Source organism: Paenibacillus albicereus (assembly GCF_012676905.1).
GTDB lineage: Bacteria > Bacillota > Bacilli > Paenibacillales > Paenibacillaceae > Paenibacillus_O > Paenibacillus_O albicereus.
On record NZ_CP051428.1, the window covers coordinates 2,746,353 to 2,766,414 of the forward strand.

At 62.5% G+C, this 20,062-nt stretch carries 16 protein-coding genes; all 16 read right to left on the reverse strand.

From position 1 onward, the window contains the following. Positions 1-112: 112 nt before the first annotated feature. The 16 genes from dut to proS all read right to left on the reverse strand — a co-directional run bounded on the left by dut (position 113) and on the right by proS (position 20,057). Entirely contained in the window at positions 113-556 is a 444-nt protein-coding gene (gene dut / locus HGI30_RS12150) for a dUTP diphosphatase (protein WP_168907805.1), read from the reverse strand. Then, positions 537-1,802, reverse strand: a complete 1,266-nt coding sequence (locus tag HGI30_RS12155) for a M16 family metallopeptidase (RefSeq protein ID WP_168907806.1) — start codon at positions 1,800-1,802, stop codon at positions 537-539. The genes dut and HGI30_RS12155 overlap by 20 nt, the downstream gene beginning before the upstream one ends. Before the next feature lie 40 nt (positions 1,803-1,842). Then, entirely contained in the window at positions 1,843-2,826 is a 984-nt protein-coding gene (locus tag HGI30_RS12160; RefSeq protein ID WP_168907807.1) for a polysaccharide deacetylase family protein, read from the reverse strand. A 170-nt stretch (positions 2,827-2,996) separates the two neighbouring features. Then, a complete protein-coding gene (gene pnp, locus HGI30_RS12165; protein WP_407944986.1) occupies positions 2,997-5,096 on the reverse strand; it encodes a polyribonucleotide nucleotidyltransferase in 2,100 nt (699 codons plus the stop codon). 139 nt (positions 5,097-5,235) lie between these two features. After that, positions 5,236-5,505 (reverse strand): 30S ribosomal protein S15, encoded by a 270-nt coding sequence (gene rpsO, locus HGI30_RS12170; protein ID WP_028597387.1) that lies wholly within the window; start codon positions 5,503-5,505, stop codon positions 5,236-5,238. Between the two features lie 166 nt (positions 5,506-5,671). Further along, on the reverse strand, positions 5,672-6,622 hold the full coding sequence (locus HGI30_RS12175; RefSeq protein WP_168907808.1) for a bifunctional riboflavin kinase/FAD synthetase: 951 nt from the start codon (positions 6,620-6,622) through the stop codon (positions 5,672-5,674). A gap of 28 nt (positions 6,623-6,650) precedes the next feature. Beyond that, on the reverse strand, positions 6,651-7,568 hold the full coding sequence (gene truB / locus HGI30_RS12180; protein WP_168907809.1) for a tRNA pseudouridine(55) synthase TruB: 918 nt from the start codon (positions 7,566-7,568) through the stop codon (positions 6,651-6,653). Next, a complete protein-coding gene (locus HGI30_RS12185) occupies positions 7,565-8,548 on the reverse strand; it encodes a DHH family phosphoesterase (RefSeq protein WP_235680116.1) in 984 nt (327 codons plus the stop codon). The genes truB and HGI30_RS12185 overlap by 4 nt, the downstream gene beginning before the upstream one ends. Further along, on the reverse strand, positions 8,545-8,901 hold the full coding sequence (gene rbfA / locus HGI30_RS12190) for a 30S ribosome-binding factor RbfA (protein WP_028597391.1): 357 nt from the start codon (positions 8,899-8,901) through the stop codon (positions 8,545-8,547). Before rbfA ends, HGI30_RS12185 begins: the two co-directional genes overlap by 4 nt. A gap of 16 nt (positions 8,902-8,917) precedes the next feature. Continuing rightward, positions 8,918-11,725 (reverse strand): translation initiation factor IF-2, encoded by a 2,808-nt coding sequence (gene infB, locus HGI30_RS12195; RefSeq protein WP_168907810.1) that lies wholly within the window; start codon positions 11,723-11,725, stop codon positions 8,918-8,920. Next, the gene (locus HGI30_RS12200; protein ID WP_407944987.1) at positions 11,718-12,044 is read right to left on the reverse strand and encodes a L7Ae/L30e/S12e/Gadd45 family ribosomal protein; all 327 of its coding nucleotides are present in this window, start codon (positions 12,042-12,044) and stop codon (positions 11,718-11,720) included. The genes infB and HGI30_RS12200 overlap by 8 nt, the downstream gene beginning before the upstream one ends. Then, positions 12,034-12,351, reverse strand: coding sequence for an RNase P modulator RnpM (gene rnpM, locus HGI30_RS12205; protein ID WP_168907812.1), 318 nt, complete (start codon positions 12,349-12,351; stop codon positions 12,034-12,036). Before rnpM ends, HGI30_RS12200 begins: the two co-directional genes overlap by 11 nt. Before the next feature lie 23 nt (positions 12,352-12,374). Then, positions 12,375-13,472, reverse strand: coding sequence for a transcription termination factor NusA (gene nusA, locus HGI30_RS12210; RefSeq protein WP_168907813.1), 1,098 nt, complete (start codon positions 13,470-13,472; stop codon positions 12,375-12,377). Between the two features lie 26 nt (positions 13,473-13,498). Next, the gene (rimP, locus tag HGI30_RS12215; protein WP_168907814.1) at positions 13,499-13,960 is read right to left on the reverse strand and encodes a ribosome maturation factor RimP; all 462 of its coding nucleotides are present in this window, start codon (positions 13,958-13,960) and stop codon (positions 13,499-13,501) included. A 177-nt stretch (positions 13,961-14,137) separates the two neighbouring features. Then, entirely contained in the window at positions 14,138-18,442 is a 4,305-nt protein-coding gene (locus tag HGI30_RS12220) for a PolC-type DNA polymerase III (protein ID WP_168907815.1), read from the reverse strand. A gap of 166 nt (positions 18,443-18,608) precedes the next feature. Then, complete coding sequence (gene proS, locus HGI30_RS12225) at positions 18,609-20,057, reverse strand: proline--tRNA ligase (RefSeq protein WP_168907816.1); 1,449 nt, start codon at positions 20,055-20,057, stop codon at positions 18,609-18,611. Positions 20,058-20,062 lie beyond the last annotated feature (5 nt).

A 20,062-nucleotide genomic window follows, 5' to 3' on the forward strand; every position in this document is an offset into this window, starting at 1 on the left:
CGGCCCCGGACTTGCGCGCCGACGAACCCGAAAATGCCGCAGCCGCGGCCGTCCTGGAATCGGACGGCCGCGGCTGCGGCTCCACAGTCATAAAGAAGGACCGGCGAATCGGTTACTTGCCCGTATGGCCGAAGCCGCCGGCACCGCGAGCCGTGTCCGGCAGCTCGGCCGCCTCGGCGATCGCCACAGCCGGCACGGAATGGAACACCATCTGGGCGATCCGTTCGCCGCGCGCGATGGAGAACGGCTCTTGGCCATGGTTGATCAGCAGCACTTTGACCTCGCCCCGGTAGTCGGCGTCGATCGTGCCGGGAGAGTTGAGGCACGTGATGCCGTGCTTGTAGGCCAAGCCGCTTCGGGGACGGATCTGAGCCTCGAGCTCCGGCGGCATCGCCATCGCGAAGCCCGTCGGAACGAGCGCTCGCTCTCCCGGCTGGAGCACGAGCGGCTCCGCCACGGCCGCATGCAGGTCGAAGCCAGCCGCAGCGGCGGACATGCGCGCTGGAAGCGGCACGTCCTCGTTGCCGGGCAGTCGCTTAAAGTGGACTTGATGCAAAGCGATCCCTCCTGAGAGCGGCGGCCGGCCCTTCTTCCGTTCCGACCATCGCGACTGCGAACGGCTTGTCGAGCATGCGGGCGGTGACCGTGCGGATGTCCGCCATCGTCACGGCTTCGATGCGTTCGATGATCTCGTCCATCGTGAAGTGGCGGCCGAGCATGAGCTCGTTTTTGCCGTTGCGGTTCATGCGGCTGCTCGTGCTCTCCAGGCTCAGGATGAGGCTGCCCTTGAGCTGCTCCTTGCCCCGGCGCAGCTCGGCCTCGCTCAGGCCCGAAGCCGACACGTCGGCGAGCAGCTCCATCGTCAGGTCGAGCACGTCGGCCGTCTGCTTGGGCGCCGTGCCCGCATAGACGGTGAACAGGCCGGAGTCCGCGTACGACGTATGGTAGGAGTAGACCGAGTAGGCCAAGCCGCGCTTCTCGCGAATCTCCTGGAACAGGCGCGAGCTCATGCCGCCGCCGAGCGCGTTGTTCAGCAGCACCATCGCGTACAGCTTGTCGTCGTCGATCGAGCAGCCCGGGAAGGTGAGGCAGATATGGTTCTGCTCGGTCTGCTTCGGATGGAACAGGTACTGGCCCTGGAATGCCGGAGGCGTCAAGCCGCGTCCTGCGCCGCGCGCGCTCATGCCTCCGAACTTCTCCTCGAGCAGCGCGAGCAGCGCCTTCTCCTCGATATTGCCCGCTACGCTGATGACGGTATTCTCGATCGTATATTGATCCTGCATGTAGCGGCGCAGGTCGTCCGGCCCCATCGCCTCCAGCCGCTCCTCCAGGCCGAGGATCGAATAAGCGAGCGGATGATCTCCGTACGACGCCCGCGAGGCTTCGTCATGGACCTTGTCGTCCGGCGTATCCTCGTACATGGAGATTTCCTCGAGGATGACGTTCTTCTCCTTGGCCAGTTCCTCCTCGTCGAAGCGCGAGTGGAAGAACATGTCCGCCAGCGCGTCGACCGCGAGCGGCAGATGCAGGTCGAGCACCTTGGCGAAGTAGCAGGTGTATTCTTTGGCCGTGAATGCGTTCACGTTGCCCCCGATGCCGTCGAACAGATCGGCGATGTCCTTGGCGCTGCGCGTATCGGTGCCCTTGAACAGCATGTGCTCGATGAAATGGGAGATGCCGTTGTTGGCCGGGGTTTCGCTGCGCGAGCCCGTCTTCACCCAGATGCCGAACGAAACGGAGCGGCAGGTCGGGATCGGTTCCGCGACGACGCGAAGCCCGTTGCTAAGTCGATATAGATTCACCGGTTCTCCTCCTCGAAGTTTAATTACCATCATAACAAAATCAGCGTCCGCTCTCAACCGAGCCGTCAAGCCGCGCCTCCGAAAGCGTCTGGCTCACCGGACCGAGGACGAGGCCCTTTTGCTTGGCCGAATCGATGATGCCCTGCAGCGCCTGGCTCGAGGCGTAGGTCGGATGCATCAGCACGAGCGATCCGGGCTTCAGGCCACGGGAAATCTTGGCGAGCACCGCCTCCGGCCGCGGCTTCATCCAGTCGACCGTATCGAGCGTCCAGAGCACGGTCGTCATGCCCTGCTCCCGCGCCGTCTTCACCGTCAGCGCGTTGAAGCTGCCCGAGGGAGGCGCGAAATAAAGGCTCTTCACGCCGAGCGTCTGCTCGATCAGCGAGCTCGTGCGCTCGATCTGGCTCTTTTGCTCCGCCTCCCCCAGCTTGCTCATGTCGGGATGCGTGTAAGCATGGTTGCCGATCTCATGCCCGCCCTCCTTGATCCGCAGAGCCAGCTCCGGGTAGCGCTTCAGCCAGCTGCCGTCCAGAAAGAAGGTCGCCTTCACGCCGCTGCGCCGCAGCGTCTCCAGCATCGGCTCCAAATATTCGTTGCCCCAGGCCACGTTGATCATCAGCGAAGCCGCAGGCTTGGCCGGATTGCCCTTATACACCGGCTCCAGCGGAAAGTCCGCCAGCTTTTTGGCCGGCGCGACCGGCTTGTACCGGAACGTCAAGCCGTCCTCCGGCCGCTGCAGCGTGGCCCGATACGAAGCCTCCACGTCGACCTCTCGGCCTTCGTAGCCGGGAATGGCTCGGAACCAGCGGTCGACCGAAGCATCGATAGGCGGCACGCTGCGGCCAGGCGCTTGCTTCCGAATCTGATCCAGCAGCGACTGGTCGGCGTCGCTGGCGGCCATCGCCGCGCGAAGCTCGCCGTCTCCCAGCGAACGGATATACGTACCGGCGGGGCTCCAGGCCGCCGCCGCAAGCACCAGCACCGCTCCGCATGCGGCCGCCGCGCTCCATGCACGGAGTTTCATCTGCCTCCCCCTCCACCTTTTCTCCCCCCAATGTATGAGCGGGACGAGGCGATTATGCGGCTTGGCCCTTTCTCCGGACGACGCATGGATGGAGGAACGAACGACGCTTTCAGCAAAAAAAGAACCAGAGACGAGTCTCTGGTTCTCGATGTGGGCTTGTGGAAGACAGGCTACGAACCAGCCGGAGCCTCGGCCGTCAGAACCGCTTTGCGGGACAGGTTGATGCGTCCTTGCCCGTCGATCTCGGTCACCTTGACGGTGATGACGTCGCCGATGCTGACCGCGTCCTCGGTCTTCGCGACGCGATCGGTCGACAGCTGCGAGATGTGGACGAGACCGTCCTTGTTCGGCAGGATCTCGACGAAGGCGCCGAACTTCTCGATGCGCTTGACCGTGCCGGTATAGATCTCGCCGACGACGACTTCCTTGACGATGCCCTCGATGATCGCACGGGCGCGCTTGTTCATCTCCTCGTTGGACGAAGCGATGTAGACCATGCCGTCCTGCTCGATATCGATCTTGACGCCGGTCTCCTCGATGATCTTGTTGATGATCTTGCCGCCGGCGCCGATGACGTCGCGAATCTTGTCCGGGTTGATGCGGAGCGTCGTGATCTTAGGCGCATACTGCGACAGGCTCTCGCGCGGCTTGGCTATGATCTCGTTCATCTTGCCGAGGATGTGGATCCGGCCGAGTCGAGCCTGCTCGAGCGCCTGCGTCAGGATGCTGCGGTTGATGCCGGCGATCTTGATGTCCATCTGGATTGCGGTGACGCCTTCCGCCGTTCCGGCTACTTTGAAGTCCATGTCGCCCAGATGGTCTTCCATGCCTTGGATGTCCGTCAGGATCGAGAAATGGTCTCCGTCCTTGATGAGGCCCATCGCCACGCCGGCTACCGGAGCCTTGATCGGCACGCCGGCATCCATCATCGCCAGGGAGCTGGCGCAGATGCTCGCTTGGGAAGAGGAGCCGTTGGACTCCAGCACCTCCGACACGAGGCGGATCGTGTAGGGGAAATCCGCTTCGGATGGCAGCACTTTGGCGAGCGCGCGCTCGCCAAGAGCGCCGTGTCCGATCTCGCGGCGGCCAGGGGCGCGGAGCGGACGGGCTTCGCCGACGCTGAACGGAGGGAAGTTGTAATGGTGCATGAACCGCTTGGTCGTCTCCGGGCTGATGCCGTCCAGGATCTGCACGTCGCCGAGGGCGCCGAGGGTGCAGATGCTGAGCGCTTGCGTCTGGCCGCGCGTGAACAGGCCCGTGCCGTGCGTGCGCGGCAGCAGGTTGACATCGCACTCGATCGGACGGATCTCGTCCAGTCCGCGTCCGTCCGGACGGATCTTGTCATGCGTGATCAAGCGGCGCACTTCTTCCTTGACGATATCGTACAGCGTCTCCTTCACGTCGCCCATGCGCTCCGGCTGGTCGGCGTAAAGCTCCTCGAAGCGGGCTACCGTCTCGCGGTTGACGGCGTCAATCGCCTCTTGGCGGGCATGCTTCTCCTCGATCCGGATCGCTTCGACGAGGCGGGCGGACGCGAAGCCGCGCACTTCCGCGCTCGTCTCGGCGTCGACGGCATGGAGCACGACGTCCATCTTGGGCTTGCCGCTCAAAGCGGTCAGCTCGTCGATCGTCGCGCAGATCTTCTTGATCTCGTCATGGCCGAACATGATCGCCTCGAGCATGACTTCCTCGGAGACCTCGTTCGCCTCGGCCTCCACCATCATGATCGCGTCGCGCGTTCCGGAAACGACGACATGGATGTCGCTCTTCTCTTCCTGCTCCACCGTCGGATTGATGATGAACTCGCCGTCGATGCGGCCGACGATGACGCCGCCGATCGGGCCGCTGAACGGAACGTCGGACACGCTCAGCGCGGCGCCTGTGCCGATCATCGCCGCGATCTCAGGCGGGCAGTCCTGGTCGACGCTCATGACCAGATTGAGCACCTGCACGTCGTTGCGGAACCCTTCCGGGAACAGCGGACGGATCGGACGGTCCGTCAGGCGGCTCGACAGGATCGCCTTCTCGCTCGGACGGCCCTCGCGCTTGATGAAGCCGCCTGGAATTTTGCCGACGGCATACAGGCGCTCCTCGTAGTTGACCGTCAGCGGGAAGAAGTCCAGATCCTTCGGACCCGAGGACGCGGTCACCGTACAGAGAATGACGGTATCGCCGTAGCGTACCGTTACAGCCGCGTTGGCCTGCTTGGCCAGGCGTCCGGTCTCGAGCACGAGCTCGCGGCCGCCGAGTGTCATTTGAACCTGGTGCATGATATCCCTCCTATTTGTTGGATCGAATTATGTATGGGTGCATGTAGGGTTTCCTTCATGATAAAAAGCAACCCGGCTGCGCTTCTTCCGGATTCCCGGACAGCTTGCAAACCAGGTTGCTTCTTTTACAGCGGCATTCCTAGCGGCGAAGGCCAAGCTTCTCGATCAGAGCGCTGTAACGGCGTACATCGTTGTTTTTCAGGTAAGCCAGCAGCTTGCGGCGCTGACCGACCATTTTCAGAAGACCGCGGCGCGAGTGGTGATCCTTCTTGTGCGTCCGCAGGTGGTCTGTCAGGTTGACGATGTTCTGAGTCAGGATAGCGACCTGAACCTCGGGGGAACCCGTGTCAGTTGCATGCGTTTTGTGCTCTTCGATGAGCTCTTGCTTGCGTTCTTGCGTAAGTGCCATCCATGTTCACCTCCAAATTCGTTATGGTTGCCTAAGTCGCCGTCAGCCTCGCCGCCGCCGGTGAGAGCGGCCGGCCAAGCCGGGGCCAGCGTATCCAGAGGAAGCCTCTTGGACAACATGACATAGTATAGCATCAACGGAGCCTAAAGTAAACCGGGATGCCCCGTCAGCTCCGCAGCAGCTCGGCGGACCGGTCCCGGTCCTTCCCCAGCTGCTCGACGAGCTCGGCGACGCCGGAGAATTTCCGCTCCGGGCGAAGGAAATGAAGGAATTCGATGCGCACGCGCAGGCCGTACAGATCGCCTTCGAAATCCAGCAGATGGGCTTCGAGTACGGGAACGATGCTTTCCTTGTTGAAGGTCGGCTTCATCCCGTGGTTGAGCACGGCCGGCAGCGTCTGGGCCGGAAAGCCGTTCCGCTCCGGGAGGTGGACACGGACCGCGTAGACGCCTAGGCGCGGGACGACATAGGCGGAGTCCTGCAGGACGTTCGCGGTCGGAAAGCCGATCGTGCGCCCTCTCGCGTCTCCATGAACGACGACGCCGCTCACCGCATAAGGCCGGCCGAGCAGCTCGGCGGCCAGCTCGACCTGCCCGTTTTCCAATGCCTCGCGCACGTACGTGCTGCTTACCTTGAGGCCCTCCCGGCTATAGGCTGGAACGATTTCGACGCCGAAGCGGCCTTCCCCGAGCTCGCTCAGGCTTTGGGCGCTGCCTTCACCGAAGTGGCCGAAGCGGAAGTCGAAGCCGACGACCGCGTGGCAGACGCCGAGGCGCAGCAGCACCTCTTCGACGAAAGCGCGAGGGCTGATCTCGGCAAAGGCGGGCTCGAAGCGCATGACATACACCGCATCGGCGCCAGCCTGCCGGAACAGCTCCAGCTTGTCGTCCAGCGGCGTGAGGCTCGCGGCATAGCCGCTGCCCCGCCCGAGCACCTCGCGAGGATGGGGATCGAACGTCATGACGGCCGCCCGCATGCCGGAAGCGGACGCTTTGGCGACGGCCCGCTCGATGACGGAGCGATGGCCAAGATGCACGCCGTCAAAATGGCCGATCGCCAGCGCGCACTTCTCTTTCGCATCCGACTCCAGCGGATAGCTTACAACATGGACCTCCATTTGCTCCCACCTGCATTTCTCTTTAGGTTCAGACCTCTTCCGGACGGGCGAATACCTTGACGGGCTTGAGCATGCCGTCCTCCGGCTCCGCCTCGAACAGACCGGCGAACAAGCCGCCCTGGCTGTATAGCCGCAGCATGCCGCTGGCGGGTGCCGTACCGTCCAGCCAATCCAGCGGGATGCGGCGCCCTTGCAGCGCCTGCCGCACGGCGGGCACTGCCGCGGTGAAGGCGGGAATGCCGGAAAGCGAGCGGTCGGCCGCCAGCAGGCGGCTCGCTTCCGCTCCCTCCTCCCGCAGCGCCTCGAGCTCCTCGAGCGTGACGCAGTCCTCGCGCCGGAAGCCTGCGGACAGCGTCCGCGTCAGCTCCGCCATCGCAGCGGGCACGCCCAGCTTCTCGCCGATGTCGACGCACAGCGTGCGGATATAGGTGCCCTTGGAGCAGAGCACGCGGAAACGGATGCGAGGATGGTCCGGACGAAGGTCCGCCTCCAGCAGCTCCAGCTCGTGGATCGTCGCCTGACGCGGCTTGCGCTCCACGGTCTTGCCTTCGCGAGCCAGCTCGTACAGCCGCTTGCCGTCGACCTTGACGGCGGAATACATCGGAGGCAGCTGCCGGATCTCTCCGACGAACGAGAGGAGCGTCTCCAGGAGCCGCTCCTCTCCGATCTCGACCTTGTCGACACGCTCGATCGTCTCTCCGGTCAGATCCTGCGTATCGGTCGCCACGCCGAATTGCAGCACCGCCTCATATTCCTTGGGCATCTCCTGCAAATACTCGACGAAGCGCGTCGCCGGTCCGATGCAAAGCGGCAGGACCCCGGTCACCATCGGATCGAGGGTGCCGGCATGGCCGATCCGCTTCGTCCGCAGCAGCCGGCGGCATTTGGCTACGACATCATGAGACGTCCAGCCGGCGGGCTTCCAGATCGGTAAAATTCCATTCATCTCGATTCCAGCGCCTCCCCGACCGCAGCCAGCAAGGCGTCGATCTGGACCTCGCCCTCCAGCCGGCATCCGGCCGCGCGGACATGGCCGCCTCCGCCGAACGCCGACGCGAGCGCGGCGACGTCGAGCGTTCCGCCGGATCGCAGGCTGGCCTTGACGCTTCCGTCGCGCATGCCTTTGAACAGGATGCCTGCTTCCACGCCTTCGACATTGCGGGCGTAGTTGACGAGACCTTCCAAATCCTCGGGCGCGGCGCCGGTGTCCGCCATGTCCTCCGGCGTGATCCGCATCGAGCAGACCCGGTCGCCGAAGCGGAACTCCATCCGGTTGAGGCCCAGACGAAGCAGCTTGAGCTGCGGCAGCGTCATCGTCTCCAGCAGCCGGTCCGCGATGCGGTAGCCGTCGGCGCCTGCTTCCAGCAGCTTCGCGGCGGTCTGCATGACCCGAGTATCCGTATTGGAATAGCGGAAGCCGCCCGTGTCGGTCAGCAGGCCGGTGTACAGCAGCTCCGCCGCGGACGGATCCAACGCATGCCCGGATTCGGCGATCAGCTCGTAGAGGATCTGAGCGGTCGCTGCCGCTTCCGGCACGATCAGATTGCAGGCGCCATAGGCGTCGTTGGTCGGATGATGGTCGATGTTGAGCAGCTCGGCGCCGTCCGCGAACCGATCGGCCAGCAGGCCGATCCGCTTGTAATCGGCGCAGTCGACGGCGACGATCCGCTTGAAGCGGACGTCCGTGCCGAGCTGGTCCAAGCTCCGGATGCCCTCGCTGCCGCTCAGGAAGCGGAGCCGGTCCGGCACCGGGTCCTGGTTGGCGAGCACGAAGCGCTTGCCCAGCCGACCGAGCAGCCAGGCGGCGGCGAGCGTCGAGCTGATCGCATCCCCGTCAGGCTGAACATGGGAGACGACTAAATAGTCGTCTCCCTCGTTCAGAAAATGCATGGCGGCTTTGAAATCGCGGTGCATGGCGCCGCTCATTCGCCGCCGTTCTCCCGGTTGATCTTCGTCAGAAGCGATTCGATCCGGCTGCCGTACTCGATGCTGCCGTCGAACTTGAACAGCAGCTCCGGCGTATGGCGAAGGCGGATCCGCTTGCCGAGCTCGGAGCGGATGAAGCCGGTCCCCCGCGCCAGAGCCTTTAGCGTCTCTTCCTTCTGATCGTCGTTCCCGAGCACGCTCAAATAGACGCGCGCCTGGGACATATCGTTCGTGACGTCCACTCCGGTTACCGTAATGAAGCCGATGCGGGGATCCTTGAGCTCGGTCTGAATGATCTGGCTGAGCTCTTTCTTGATCTGCTCCCCCACGCGGCCGACACGGATTTTAGCCATGATGGACCACCTCTTCTTAGCGTTCTACCTTTTCCTGAGTGAAGCCTTCGATGATGTCGCCTTCCTGGATGTCGTTGAACTTCTCCAGCGTAATGCCGCACTCGTAGCCTTGCGACACTTCCTTGACGTCATCCTTGAAGCGCTTGAGCGTATCGATCTTGCCTTGATGCACGACGATGCCGCCACGGATGACGCGGGCTTCGGCCGAGCGCGAGATTTTCCCGTCCGTAATCATGCAGCCGGCGATCGTGCCGACTTTGCTGACCTTGAACAGATTGCGCACTTCGGCATGGCCGGTGACGACTTCCTTGAAGATCGGATCGAGCATGCCCTTCATCGCCTGCTCGATTTCCTCGATGACGTTGTAGATGATGTTGTGCAGGCGCACGTCGACCTTCTCCTGCTCGGCCGCGACGGCCGCCTGGGATTCCGGACGGACGTTGAAGCCGATGACGATCGCGTTGGAAGCCGAAGCGAGGGCGACGTCGGATTCGGTGATGGCGCCGACGCCGTTGTGGATCGACTTGACGCGCACGCCTTCGACCTCGATCTTCTCCAGGGAGCCGCGCAGCGCCTCGAGCGAGCCCTGTACGTCCGCCTTGATGATGACGTTGAGGTCTTTGATCTCGCCTTCCTTGATGTGCTTGTAGAGATCGTCCAGCGTGACGCGGGAGTTCGCTCCCATCTCGGACTGGCGCTGCTTGATCGAGCGGCGCTCGGAGATCGCGCGGGCTTTGCGCTCGTCCTCGAACACCATGAACGGATCGCCCGCTTGCGGAACTTCCGTCAGGCCCGTGATCTCGACCGGAGTCGAAGGATCGGCTTCCTTGAGGCGGCGGCCCTTGTCGTTGATCATCGCGCGGACGCGGCCGAACGTGTTGCCGGCGACGAACGCATCTCCGATCTTGAGCGTGCCGTGCTGCACGAGCACGCGAGCGACCGGACCTTTGCCCTTGTCGAGCTCGGCCTCGAGCACGGTGCCGCGCGCGCGCTTGTTCGGATTCGCTTTATAGTCGTTGACCTCGGCCACGAGCAGGATCATCTCGAGCAGCTCTTCGAGATTGGTGCGCTGCTTGGCGGAGACGTTCACGAAGATCGTGTCGCCGCCCCACTCTTCCGGCACGAGCTCATATTTGGTCAGTTCCTGCTTGATGGTGTCCGGATTGGCATCCGGCTTGTCGATCTTGTTGACCGCCACGATGATCGGCACTTTGGCCGCCTTGGCATGGTTGATCGCCTCGACCGTCTGCGGCATGACGCCGTCATCGGCTGCGACGACGATGATCGTGATGTCCGTCACCTCGGCGCCGCGCGCGCGCATCATCGTGAACGCTTCGTGGCCCGGAGTATCGAGGAACGTAATTTTCTTTTGGTTGATCTCGACCTGATACGCGCCGATATGCTGGGTGATGCCGCCCGCTTCGCCGCTGGTCACGTTGGTCGAGCGGATCGCGTCAAGCAGCGTCGTCTTGCCGTGGTCGACGTGGCCCATGATCGTGACGACCGGAGCTCGGGTCTCGAGGCTCTCCTCTTCGTCCTTCTCCTCGACCGTCTCGAAATCGTCCTCTTCGACCGGAATCTTGACTTCGACTTCCTCGACCTTGAACTCGGAGGCGACCAGTTGGATCGTCTCGATGTCGAGCTCCTGGTTGATCGTCGCCATGACGCCGAGGAAGATGAGCTTCTTGATGACCTCGGAAGCGTCCTTATGGAGCAGCTTCGCGAGCTCGCCCACCGTCATGCTGCCGCGGACGATGATCTTTTTCGGCGTGTTGTCGATCTTGTCGCGCTGCGGCTGGCTGCTCTTGCCGCCGCGGCCGTTCTTGCCGCGGCTGCGGAAGTTTCCGCCGCGATCGTCGAAGCGTCCGCCCTGGCCGCCCGGCTTGCCGCCGCCGCGGCGGTTGCCGCCTTGGCCGCCTGGTCCGCCGCTGCGTCCCGCGCCGCCGCTCGGTCCGCTGCGGCTGAAGTCGCGCTGCCCGCCGCCCGCCGGCTTGTTGTCGCCGAACGTGCGCGGAGCCGGAGCGGTGCTGCGGCTCTCGCCGCGGGAAGCCGTGCCTGCGCCTGCGCCTTGACCGGCTGGCCGGCTGCCGCCGTAGCCGCCGCCTTGACCTGCCGGGCGGCCTTGACCGCCGCCTTGGCCGCCCGGACGGTTGCCGCCGTAGCCGCCGCCTTGGCCTGCCGGACGGCCTTGGCCTCCGCCTTGACCTGCCGGTCGGCCTTGGCCTCCGCCTTGACCCGCCGGACGGCCTTGGCCTCCGCCTTGACCCGCCGGACGGCCTTGACCGCCGCCTTGACCCGCCGGACGGCCTTGGCCGCCGCCTTGACCTGCCGGACGACCTTGGCCGCCGCCTTGGCCTTGCGGACGGCCTTGGCCTTGACCGCTGCGATTTTGTCCGCCCTGTCCATTGCGGCTTCCGCCTTGGGACGAGCGCTGCTGAGTGCCGTTGCTGCTTTGGTTGTTGTTCGATGTCGTGTTCATAGTCACCTGTCGATCCTGTTGGTTTGGTTGTTGGGTTTGCTCTTGACGTGGAATAGTATGCACTCCTTGTTGCTCCGGCCGCTTTTCGGTCGGGCGGGCGGAGGACGTGCCGGCCTGCTGGCCGCCCTGCGCCCGCTTCGCCGCGGCGTTCGCTTTGATGTCGCGGAAGAATCCTTCCACCTTGCTGACCATGCCGCTTTCCATGACGCTCATGTGGTTGTTGACCGGCGTATCCAGACGCTTAAGAATCGTAATGATTTCCTTGCTGCTCATGTTAAGGGACTTCGCGTATTCGTAGACGCGAAGCTTCTCTTTGCCTTCTTTACCGTCTTGTGGTTTAGTCAATATTCTCCACCTCCGTATTCTGGCTCAAATGACCCCGAATCATGTCGGCAAATCCCCGATCCGTTATGGCGACGACCACCCTCTCTTCCTTGCCGAGGGCATGCCCGAGCGTATCGCGGGAAAAAGCTTCAGCCATAAATACGCCGTAGGACGAGCATTTGTCACGGTATTTCTTGAGGGTGTTGGCTGAAGCGTCCGCCGCTACGAGCACGAGCGCAGCCTTGCCCTGCCGAACGGCGCGCAGCACCGTATCGTCTCCGGTCAGGACCTTGCCGGCGCGCATCGCCATTCCCAGGCTGGATAAAGCCTTATTCGCCATCCGCGTCATCCTCCCGCGCCTTGGCGGCGAGGAACTGCTCCTCGACGGAGACGAACTCGCGCTCCAGCTGATCGTAGATTTCCAGCGGCACCGTCTGCTTGAGCGCGCGGTCGAGCGCCTTGGTCTTCTTGGCGAGGCGGAAGTTCTCCGCCGTGCCCTTCAGATAGGCGCCTCGGCCGGACTTCTTGCCGGTCAAGTCGATGCCGATCTGGCCGTCCGGCGTGCGGACGACCCGGATCAGCTCTTTTTTAGGCAGCATCTCCTGGCTCGCGACGCACTTGCGCAGAGGGATCTTTCTCGGTCTCATCGGCGAATTCCCTCCTTTCCCGCTCAGTCGATCGTGACGGAGTCCTGATGCATCGCGGCGCCTTGGGTCCGCTCGCGTCCGAACTCCTGCTCGGCCTGCGTCTCGCTCTTGATGTCGATCTTCCAGCCGGTCAGCTTGGCCGCAAGGCGCGCGTTCTGGCCCTTGATGCCGATCGCCAGCGACAGCTGGTAGTCCGGAACGATGACGCGAGCCATCTTCTCCTGCTCGAACACGATGACCTCAAGCACCTTCGACGGGCTGAGCGCGTTGGCCACGTACTCTTCGGTGTTGTCCGACCAGCGCACGATGTCGATCTTCTCTCCCTTGAGCTCGGAGACGATCGTCTGGACGCGCATGCCTTTCTGGCCGACGCAGGAACCGACCGGGTCGACCTCGTCGTTGCGGGAGTGGACCGCGATCTTCGAGCGGAAGCCCGCCTCGCGCGCTACGGAGCGGATCTCGACGACGCCGTCGTAGATTTCCGGCACCTCAAGCTCAAACAGCCGCTTCAGCAGCCCCGGATGCGTGCGGGAAAGAATGATCTGCGGGCCTTTTGTCGTATTCTCCACCTTGGTGATGAACGACTTGACGCGATCGCCATGCTTGAACTTGTCGGTGGGCATCAGCTCGGTCAGCGGCAGCACCGCCTCCACTTTGCCGAGATCGACGAACAAGTGGCGCGTATCCTGGCGCTGCACGATGCCGTTGACGATATCTTCTTCTTTATCGATATAAGCATTATAAATCAGGCCGCGCTCGGCTTCCCGAATACGCTGCGTGACGACCTGCTTGGCCGTCTGGGCGGCGATCCGCCCGAAGTCGCGAGGCGTGACCTCGATTTCGGCCACGTCGTCAAGCTGGTAATGCGGGTTGATCTCGCGCGAAGCCTCGACGCTGATCTCCAGGCGCGGATCGAGCACTTCTTCCACGACATTCTTGCGCGCATAGACCTTGATGACGCCGGTATGGCGGTTGATGTCCACGCGCACGTTCTGGGCAGTGTTGAAGTTGCGCTTGTAGCTGGAGATGAGCGCCGCTTCGATCGCTTCCAGAAGCACGTCCTTGGCGATTCCCTTCTCGCGCTCGATCTCGTTCAGCGCCTCTATAAAATCCATACTCATGAAACCGTCAATCCCCCTTTCGCGAATTAGAAAACGATAGCCAGCCGGGCGCTGGCCACTTTGGCATATGGAATCGAGTAGCTCTTGCGTCCGACCTGGACGGAAACGGTCTCTCCGTCAAAGGCGAGCAGCGGACCCTCGAATTCTTTTAATCCGTCGACCGGCTCGTACGTCGTGACGCACACCTGCTTGCCGACCGCCTTGCTTACGTCCTCGGGCTTCTTGAGCGGACGCTCCGCTCCCGGAGAGGAGACCTCCAGAAAATAAGCGTCTGAGACGGGATCGTTCTCGTCCAGGCGCTCGCTCAGGTATTCGCTGATTCGGCCGCACTCGTCGATGTCGATTCCGCCGTCCTTGTCGACGAACACGCGGAGGAACCAATGGCTGCCTTCCTTGACATAGTCGATGTCGACAAGCTCGAAGCCGTTTTCGTGAAGAAAGGGCGAGATCATCTCTTCGACGACCGCCTTGATTCGGGATGTGCTCAACTCCGATAGACCCCCTGATCCAAACGTAAAAAGTAGTGGACAAAACGTGAAGAGTGGGTTTCCCCACTCTTCAGAAAGTACTTCTATCCTCATGATTACCAAAAAAATTATACCATAACCCCAGATGACTGACAAGAATTGTTTTCCTCTAAAACGTTGGAAGAATCGGCGCCGCCGCTAGAAGAGCGACAGCTGATTGGACTCCGGAAGGCCGCGGAAGCAGCCCATTCCGCCGAGCACCTCGACGATCGTCTTGGTCGCCTTGGAGCGCTGCTGGAAGTCTTCGACCGAAAGGTATTCCCCGCCTTCGCGAGAGGCGGCGATGTTGCGGGCGGCGTTGTCGCCGATGCCGGCTATGGCCGCGAACGGCGGGATGAGGCTGTCGCCGTCGATCGTCCAGCGCGTCGACTCCGAGCGGTACAGGTCGATCGGCTTGAACGAGAAGCCGCGCGCCGTCATCTCGAGCGCCATCTCCAGGATGGAGATCGACGCCTTCTCCTTCGGGGAGGCGGCGAAGGCCTTCTGCTCGATCTCGACGAGCCGCGCCAGGATGGCGTCGTAGCCTTGGCAAAGCAGCTCGAGATCGAAGTCTTCCGCCCGTACGGTGAAATAAGTCGCATAATAGGCGATCGGATGATAGAGCTTGAAGAAGGCGGTGCGCACGGCCGAGATGACGTAGGCGGCGGCGTGGGCCTTGGGGAACATGTACTCGATGCGGAGGCAGGAGTCGATGTACCACTGAGGCACCTTGCAGCGCTTCATCTCCTCGATCCACTCCGGCGTCAGTCCCTTGCCCTTGCGCACGCTCTCGGTGATCTTGAACGCGAGGCCCGCGTCCATGCCGGCCTTGTAGATCAGGTAAAGCATGATCTCGTCGCGGCAGCCGATGACGGTTTTGATCGTGCAGGTGCCTTTCTTGATCAGCTCCTGCGCGTTCCCGAGCCAGACGCCCGTTCCGTGCGAGAGCCCCGAAATCTGCAGCAGGTCGGCGAACGAGCTCGGCTGCGTCTCCTCCAGCATCTGACGGACGAACTTCGTGCCCATCTCGGGCACGCCGTACGTGGCGACGCTCGAGCGGATCTGCTGCGGCGTCACGCCGAGGGCCGTCGTCGAGTTGAACAGGCTCATCACCTTGGGATCGTTCATCGGGATCGTCGTCGGGTCGATGCCGGTCAGATCCTGGAGCATGCGCATCATCGTCGGATCGTCGTGGCCGAGAATATCGAGCTTGAGCAGGTTCGCGTCGAAGGCATGGTAGTCGAAATGGGTCGTCATCCACTCCGCGTTCGTATCGTCCGCCGGATACTGCACCGGCGTGATGTCCTCGACCTCGATATAGTCGGGAACGACGACGATGCCGCCGGGATGCTGTCCGGTGCTCCGCTTGACGCCGGTGCAGCCGGACGCCAAGCGGCTGAGCTCCGCTCCGCGCCATTTGCGGCCCTTTTCCTCTTCATATTTTTTGGCGAAGCCGAACGCCGTCTTCTCCGCCACGGTGCCGATCGTGCCGGCGCGGAACACCGCCTTCTCGCCGAAGAGCACCTTCGTATAGTTATGGGCGATCGGCTGGTACTCGCCGGAGAAGTTGAGGTCGATATCGGGAACCTTGTCGCCCTTGAAGCCGAGGAACGTCTCGAACGGGATGTCCTGGCCTTCTCCGCGCATCATCGCGCCGCACTTGGGACACGCCTTGTCCGGCAGATTGAAGCCCGAGGAGACGCTGCCGTCGAGGATCCAGTCGCTGTGGCAGCAGCCGTCGGTCTTGCACAGGTAATGCGGCGGCAGCGGATTGACCTCCGATATGCCGAGGAACGTCGCCACGACGGAGCTGCCGACCGAGCCGCGGGATCCGACGAGATAGCCGTCCTCGTTGGACTTCTTCACGAGACGCTCCGAGATGAGATAGTTCGCCGAGAAGCCGTACTTGATGATCGGCACGAGCTCCTTTTCGAGCCGGTCGATGACGACCTGCGGCAATTCCTCGCCGTACATGCGCCGGGCCGTCGCGTAGCAGGTATCGCGGATTTCGTCGTCCGCTCCTTCGATGATCGGCGTGTACAGCTTGTCCGGAAACATCTCGTAAGCCTCGAAGCGCTCGGCGAGCTCCACCGTGTTGGTGACGACGACCCGGTAGGCGAGATCCTCCCCGAGGAAGCGGAATTCCTGCAGCATTTCCTCCGTCGTGCGGAAATGCGCGTCCGGCTTGCGCTGGTCCTTGAGCGGGCTGAAGCCGGTGATGCCCATGATGGTGATCTCGCGGTACATTTTGTCCCGGGGATGCAGGTAATGCACGTTGCCGGTGGCGATGACCGGCTTGCCGAGCTTTTCGCCGATCCGGCAAATCCTGCGCATCGCCTCCTCGATCTCGGCGCGGCTGCCGACGAGCCCTTTGTCGACGAGATGCATGTAGAAGTCGACGGGTTGAATCTCCAGCGCGTCGTAGAACTCCGCGACGTCCTCCGCTTCCTCGACCGTCTTGTTGAGCACCGATTCGAAAAACTCGCCCTTCTCGCAGCCGGAAATGACGAGCAGCCCGTCCCTCATCTCCTTGAGCTTGCTCTTGGGAATGCAGGCGACCCGCTTGAAATGCTTCGTATGCGACAGCGAGATCAGCTTGAACAAATTCTTCTTGCCGGCCGCGTTCAGCGCGTAGATGTTGCAGTGGAACGGCCGCGAGTTGGACAGGTCCATGCCGACATAATCGTTGAGCTGGTGCAGCCCCGTGATGCTGCGCTCGGCCGCGTCGCCGATGAGGCCGTACAGCACGCCGGCGAGCGCGACGGAGTCGTCGACGGCGCGGTGATGGCTTTCGAGCGCGATCTTATATTTGTCCGACAGCGTGTTCAGCCGGTGGTTCTTCATCGTCGGATGCAGGAAGCGCGCCAGCTCCAGCGTATCGAGCACCGGATTGTCCAGCTCGGGGATGCCGGTCGCCTTGCAGGCCGCCTGGATGAAGCCCATATCGAAGCGGGCGTTATGGGCGACGAGCACGCAGTCGGAGACGAAGGCGGCGAACTCCTTGAGCTTGGGGGCGAGCTCCGGCGCGCCGCGCACCATGTCGTCGGTAATGTTCGTCAGCTGCTGGATATGATACGGAATCTTCTCGTGCGGATCGATGAACGTGGCGAAGCGTTCGATCTCATGCCCGTCCTTGTACTTGACGCCGGCAAGCTCGATGATCTTGCAGGCCGTGATCGAAAGGCCCGTCGTCTCGATGTCGAATACGACATATGTCGCATCCTTCAGCGATTCCTCGCGCGGATTCAGCACCATCGGCACGGCGTCGTTGACGACGTTCGCCTCTACGCCGAACAGCACCTTCAGGCCGTTCTTCTTGCCGTGCTTGAATGCGTCGGGATAACATTGCACGTTGCCGTGGTCGGTGACGGCGATCGCGCCGTGCCCCCATTTGGCCGCTGTCTTGATGTACGCGTCCACGGGCGTGACCGCGTCCATCGTGCTCATCGTCGTATGGAGATGGAATTCGACGCGCTTGATCTCCGCCGCATCGGTCCGCTCCTTGGGCGGGAGCACCTCGTGCAGGTCATTCGGCATCATGACGAGCTCCGGCTCCTGCATGAACCGGTCGTACTCGACACGGCCGCGCGCCTTGATCCACTTGCCGTTGGACAGCTTGGACAGCACCTTGACGTCTTCCTTCGTCTTGGCGAACATCTTCATCGCCATCGAATCGGTGAAGTCGGTGACGTTGAACGTGAACAGCGTGCTGCCGTTGCGCAGCTCCTTGACGTCCAGGCCGAACACCGTGCCCTGCACGGCGATCTTCTTCTCTTCCTCGACGATGTTCATCATCGGCACCGGCTCGTCGCGGATGTCGTAGCCGACGGCGAGCTTGACGTCGCCGTCCTCCGGCTCCGGCACCGCCTCGGAGGCGACGCTCGTCATGATCTGCTGGACTTGCTCGCTGTTTTCCTGCACGACGCGCTTTTCGAACTGCTCGTACAGCTCGCGCGCGCTTTCGCCTGCAGCGAGCTTCACCCTGAGCGTGCGGCAAAAGCGCTCCTCGTAGAAGCTTACGATCGCCTCGTCGATCTTCTTGCGCTTGGCGAGCTCGAGTCCGGCCCGGTCCATCAGCAGAATCTGCAGCACGCCGCCGCTCGCGGACGGGGCGGCCTTGGCGAGCCAGCCGTTGACCGACGCCATCTCCCGCTGGGCCCATTCGACGAACAGCGGCCAATATTCCAGCGCCAGCTCGTCCGTCGAAATCGCTTCTTCATAAGTAAAGCAAAAGGTCACATCCGCCAGATGGCTGAGCTTCTGCTTGATCGTCTGACAGAATACCTTATAGGAATCCCGCTTCACGAGCTGGCTTTTCGTGATGCAAAACGTCCATTCGCGGTTGCTCGGACTGACGAGCACCTTCTCGATATGGCCGTCCTGAAAATGGGCTCCGATCATCTCCGGCGCCAGCTCCGCCTGCTTCATCAACAGCTCGAAGCGCTGCCGCTTGGCCTCGCTCATGTCATCCCTCCCTGCTTGAACCCTTGCCTTCAACAACCATAACCTCTATTATACCGTCGCAAAAAGGAGAAAGACATAAAAAATTGCTGCACTTTGGCGCACGAAATGCCGCCAAAAAAACGAAGCCAAGCCCCTGGCGGGACTTGGCTTCGGACAAGCCTGGACTTCAGTACGCCCGGGCGAAGACGACCGTATGCTCGGCTTTGTCGCCGCAGCAGAGGCAGGCCGCCTTGCGCTCCGAAGGCTCGAACGGAATGTTGCGGCTCGTCGCGCCCGTCTCTTCCTTTACTTGCTTCTCGCAAGCCTCGGAGCCGCACCAGCCGGCGGTGACGAAGCCGCGCTTCTGCTCGAACAGCGCCTTCATCTCGTCCAGCGTATCGACCGCGAAGGTGTTTTCCGTGCGGAACGAAGCCGCTTTGTCGTACATCTCGCGGTGCACCTGCTCCAGCATGTTCTCGATTTCGACGAGGAGATCGCTCTGGTTGACGACGCGCTTCTCGCCGCTGACGCGGGAAACGAGCACGCAGACGCCGTTGTCCATGTCGCGAGGGCCGAGCTCGAGTCGGATCGGCACCCCGCGCATCTCATACTCGTTGAACTTCCAGCCTGGGCTGACGTCGGAACGGTCGTCGACGCGCACGCGCACGCCGGCCTGCTTGAGCTGGCCGAACAGCTCGTCCACCCGAGCAAGCACCGCATCGCGGGACTTCGGCGGTCCGATCGGAATCATGATGACCTGCGTCGGAGCGACCTTCGGCGGCAGGACAAGGCCGCGGTCATCGCCGTGGACCATGATGAGCGAGCCGATCAGGCGCGTGCTGACGCCCCAGGATGTCGTATGCGCGAACTGCAGCTGGTTCTCGCGGTCGAGATATTTGATGTCGAACGCGACGGCGAACTTGTTGCCGAGATAGTGCGACGTGCCGGCCTGCACCGCGCGACCGTCCTTCATCATCGCTTCGATGGAATAGGTGTCGACAGCGCCGGCGAACCGTTCGGACGGCGTCTTCTCGCCGCTGATGACCGGGATCGCCAGGTAGTCCTCGACGAACGAGCGGTACACGCCCAGCATGCGCATCGTTTCCTCGCGCGCCTCCGTCTCGGTCTCATGCGCCGTGTGGCCTTCCTGCCAGAGGAACTCGCTCGTGCGCAGGAACGGCAGCGTGCGCTTCTCCCAGCGGACGACGTTCGCCCACTGGTTGATGAGCACCGGCAGATCGCGGTACGACTGGATCCATTTGCTGTACATATGGCCGATCATCGTCTCCGACGTCGGGCGGATGGCCAGCCGCTCCTCGAGCGGCTCTCCTCCCGCCTCGGTCACCCACGGCAGCTCGGGATTGAAGCCCTCGACATGCTCCTTTTCCTTTTGGAAGAAGCTCTCCGGGATGAACAGCGGGAAGTAGGCGTTGCGGTGCCCGGTTTCCTTGAAGCGGCGGTCCAGCTCTTCCTTGATATGCTCCCAGATCTCATAGCCCTCGGGACGGAACACGATGCAGCCCCGTACCGGCGAGTAGTCCATGAGCTCGGCTTTTTTGATGACATCGATATACCAGCGGGAGAAGTCCTCCGCTTGCGGCGTAATTTCCGTGACAAACTGCTTTTCTTTCGACATGGCTG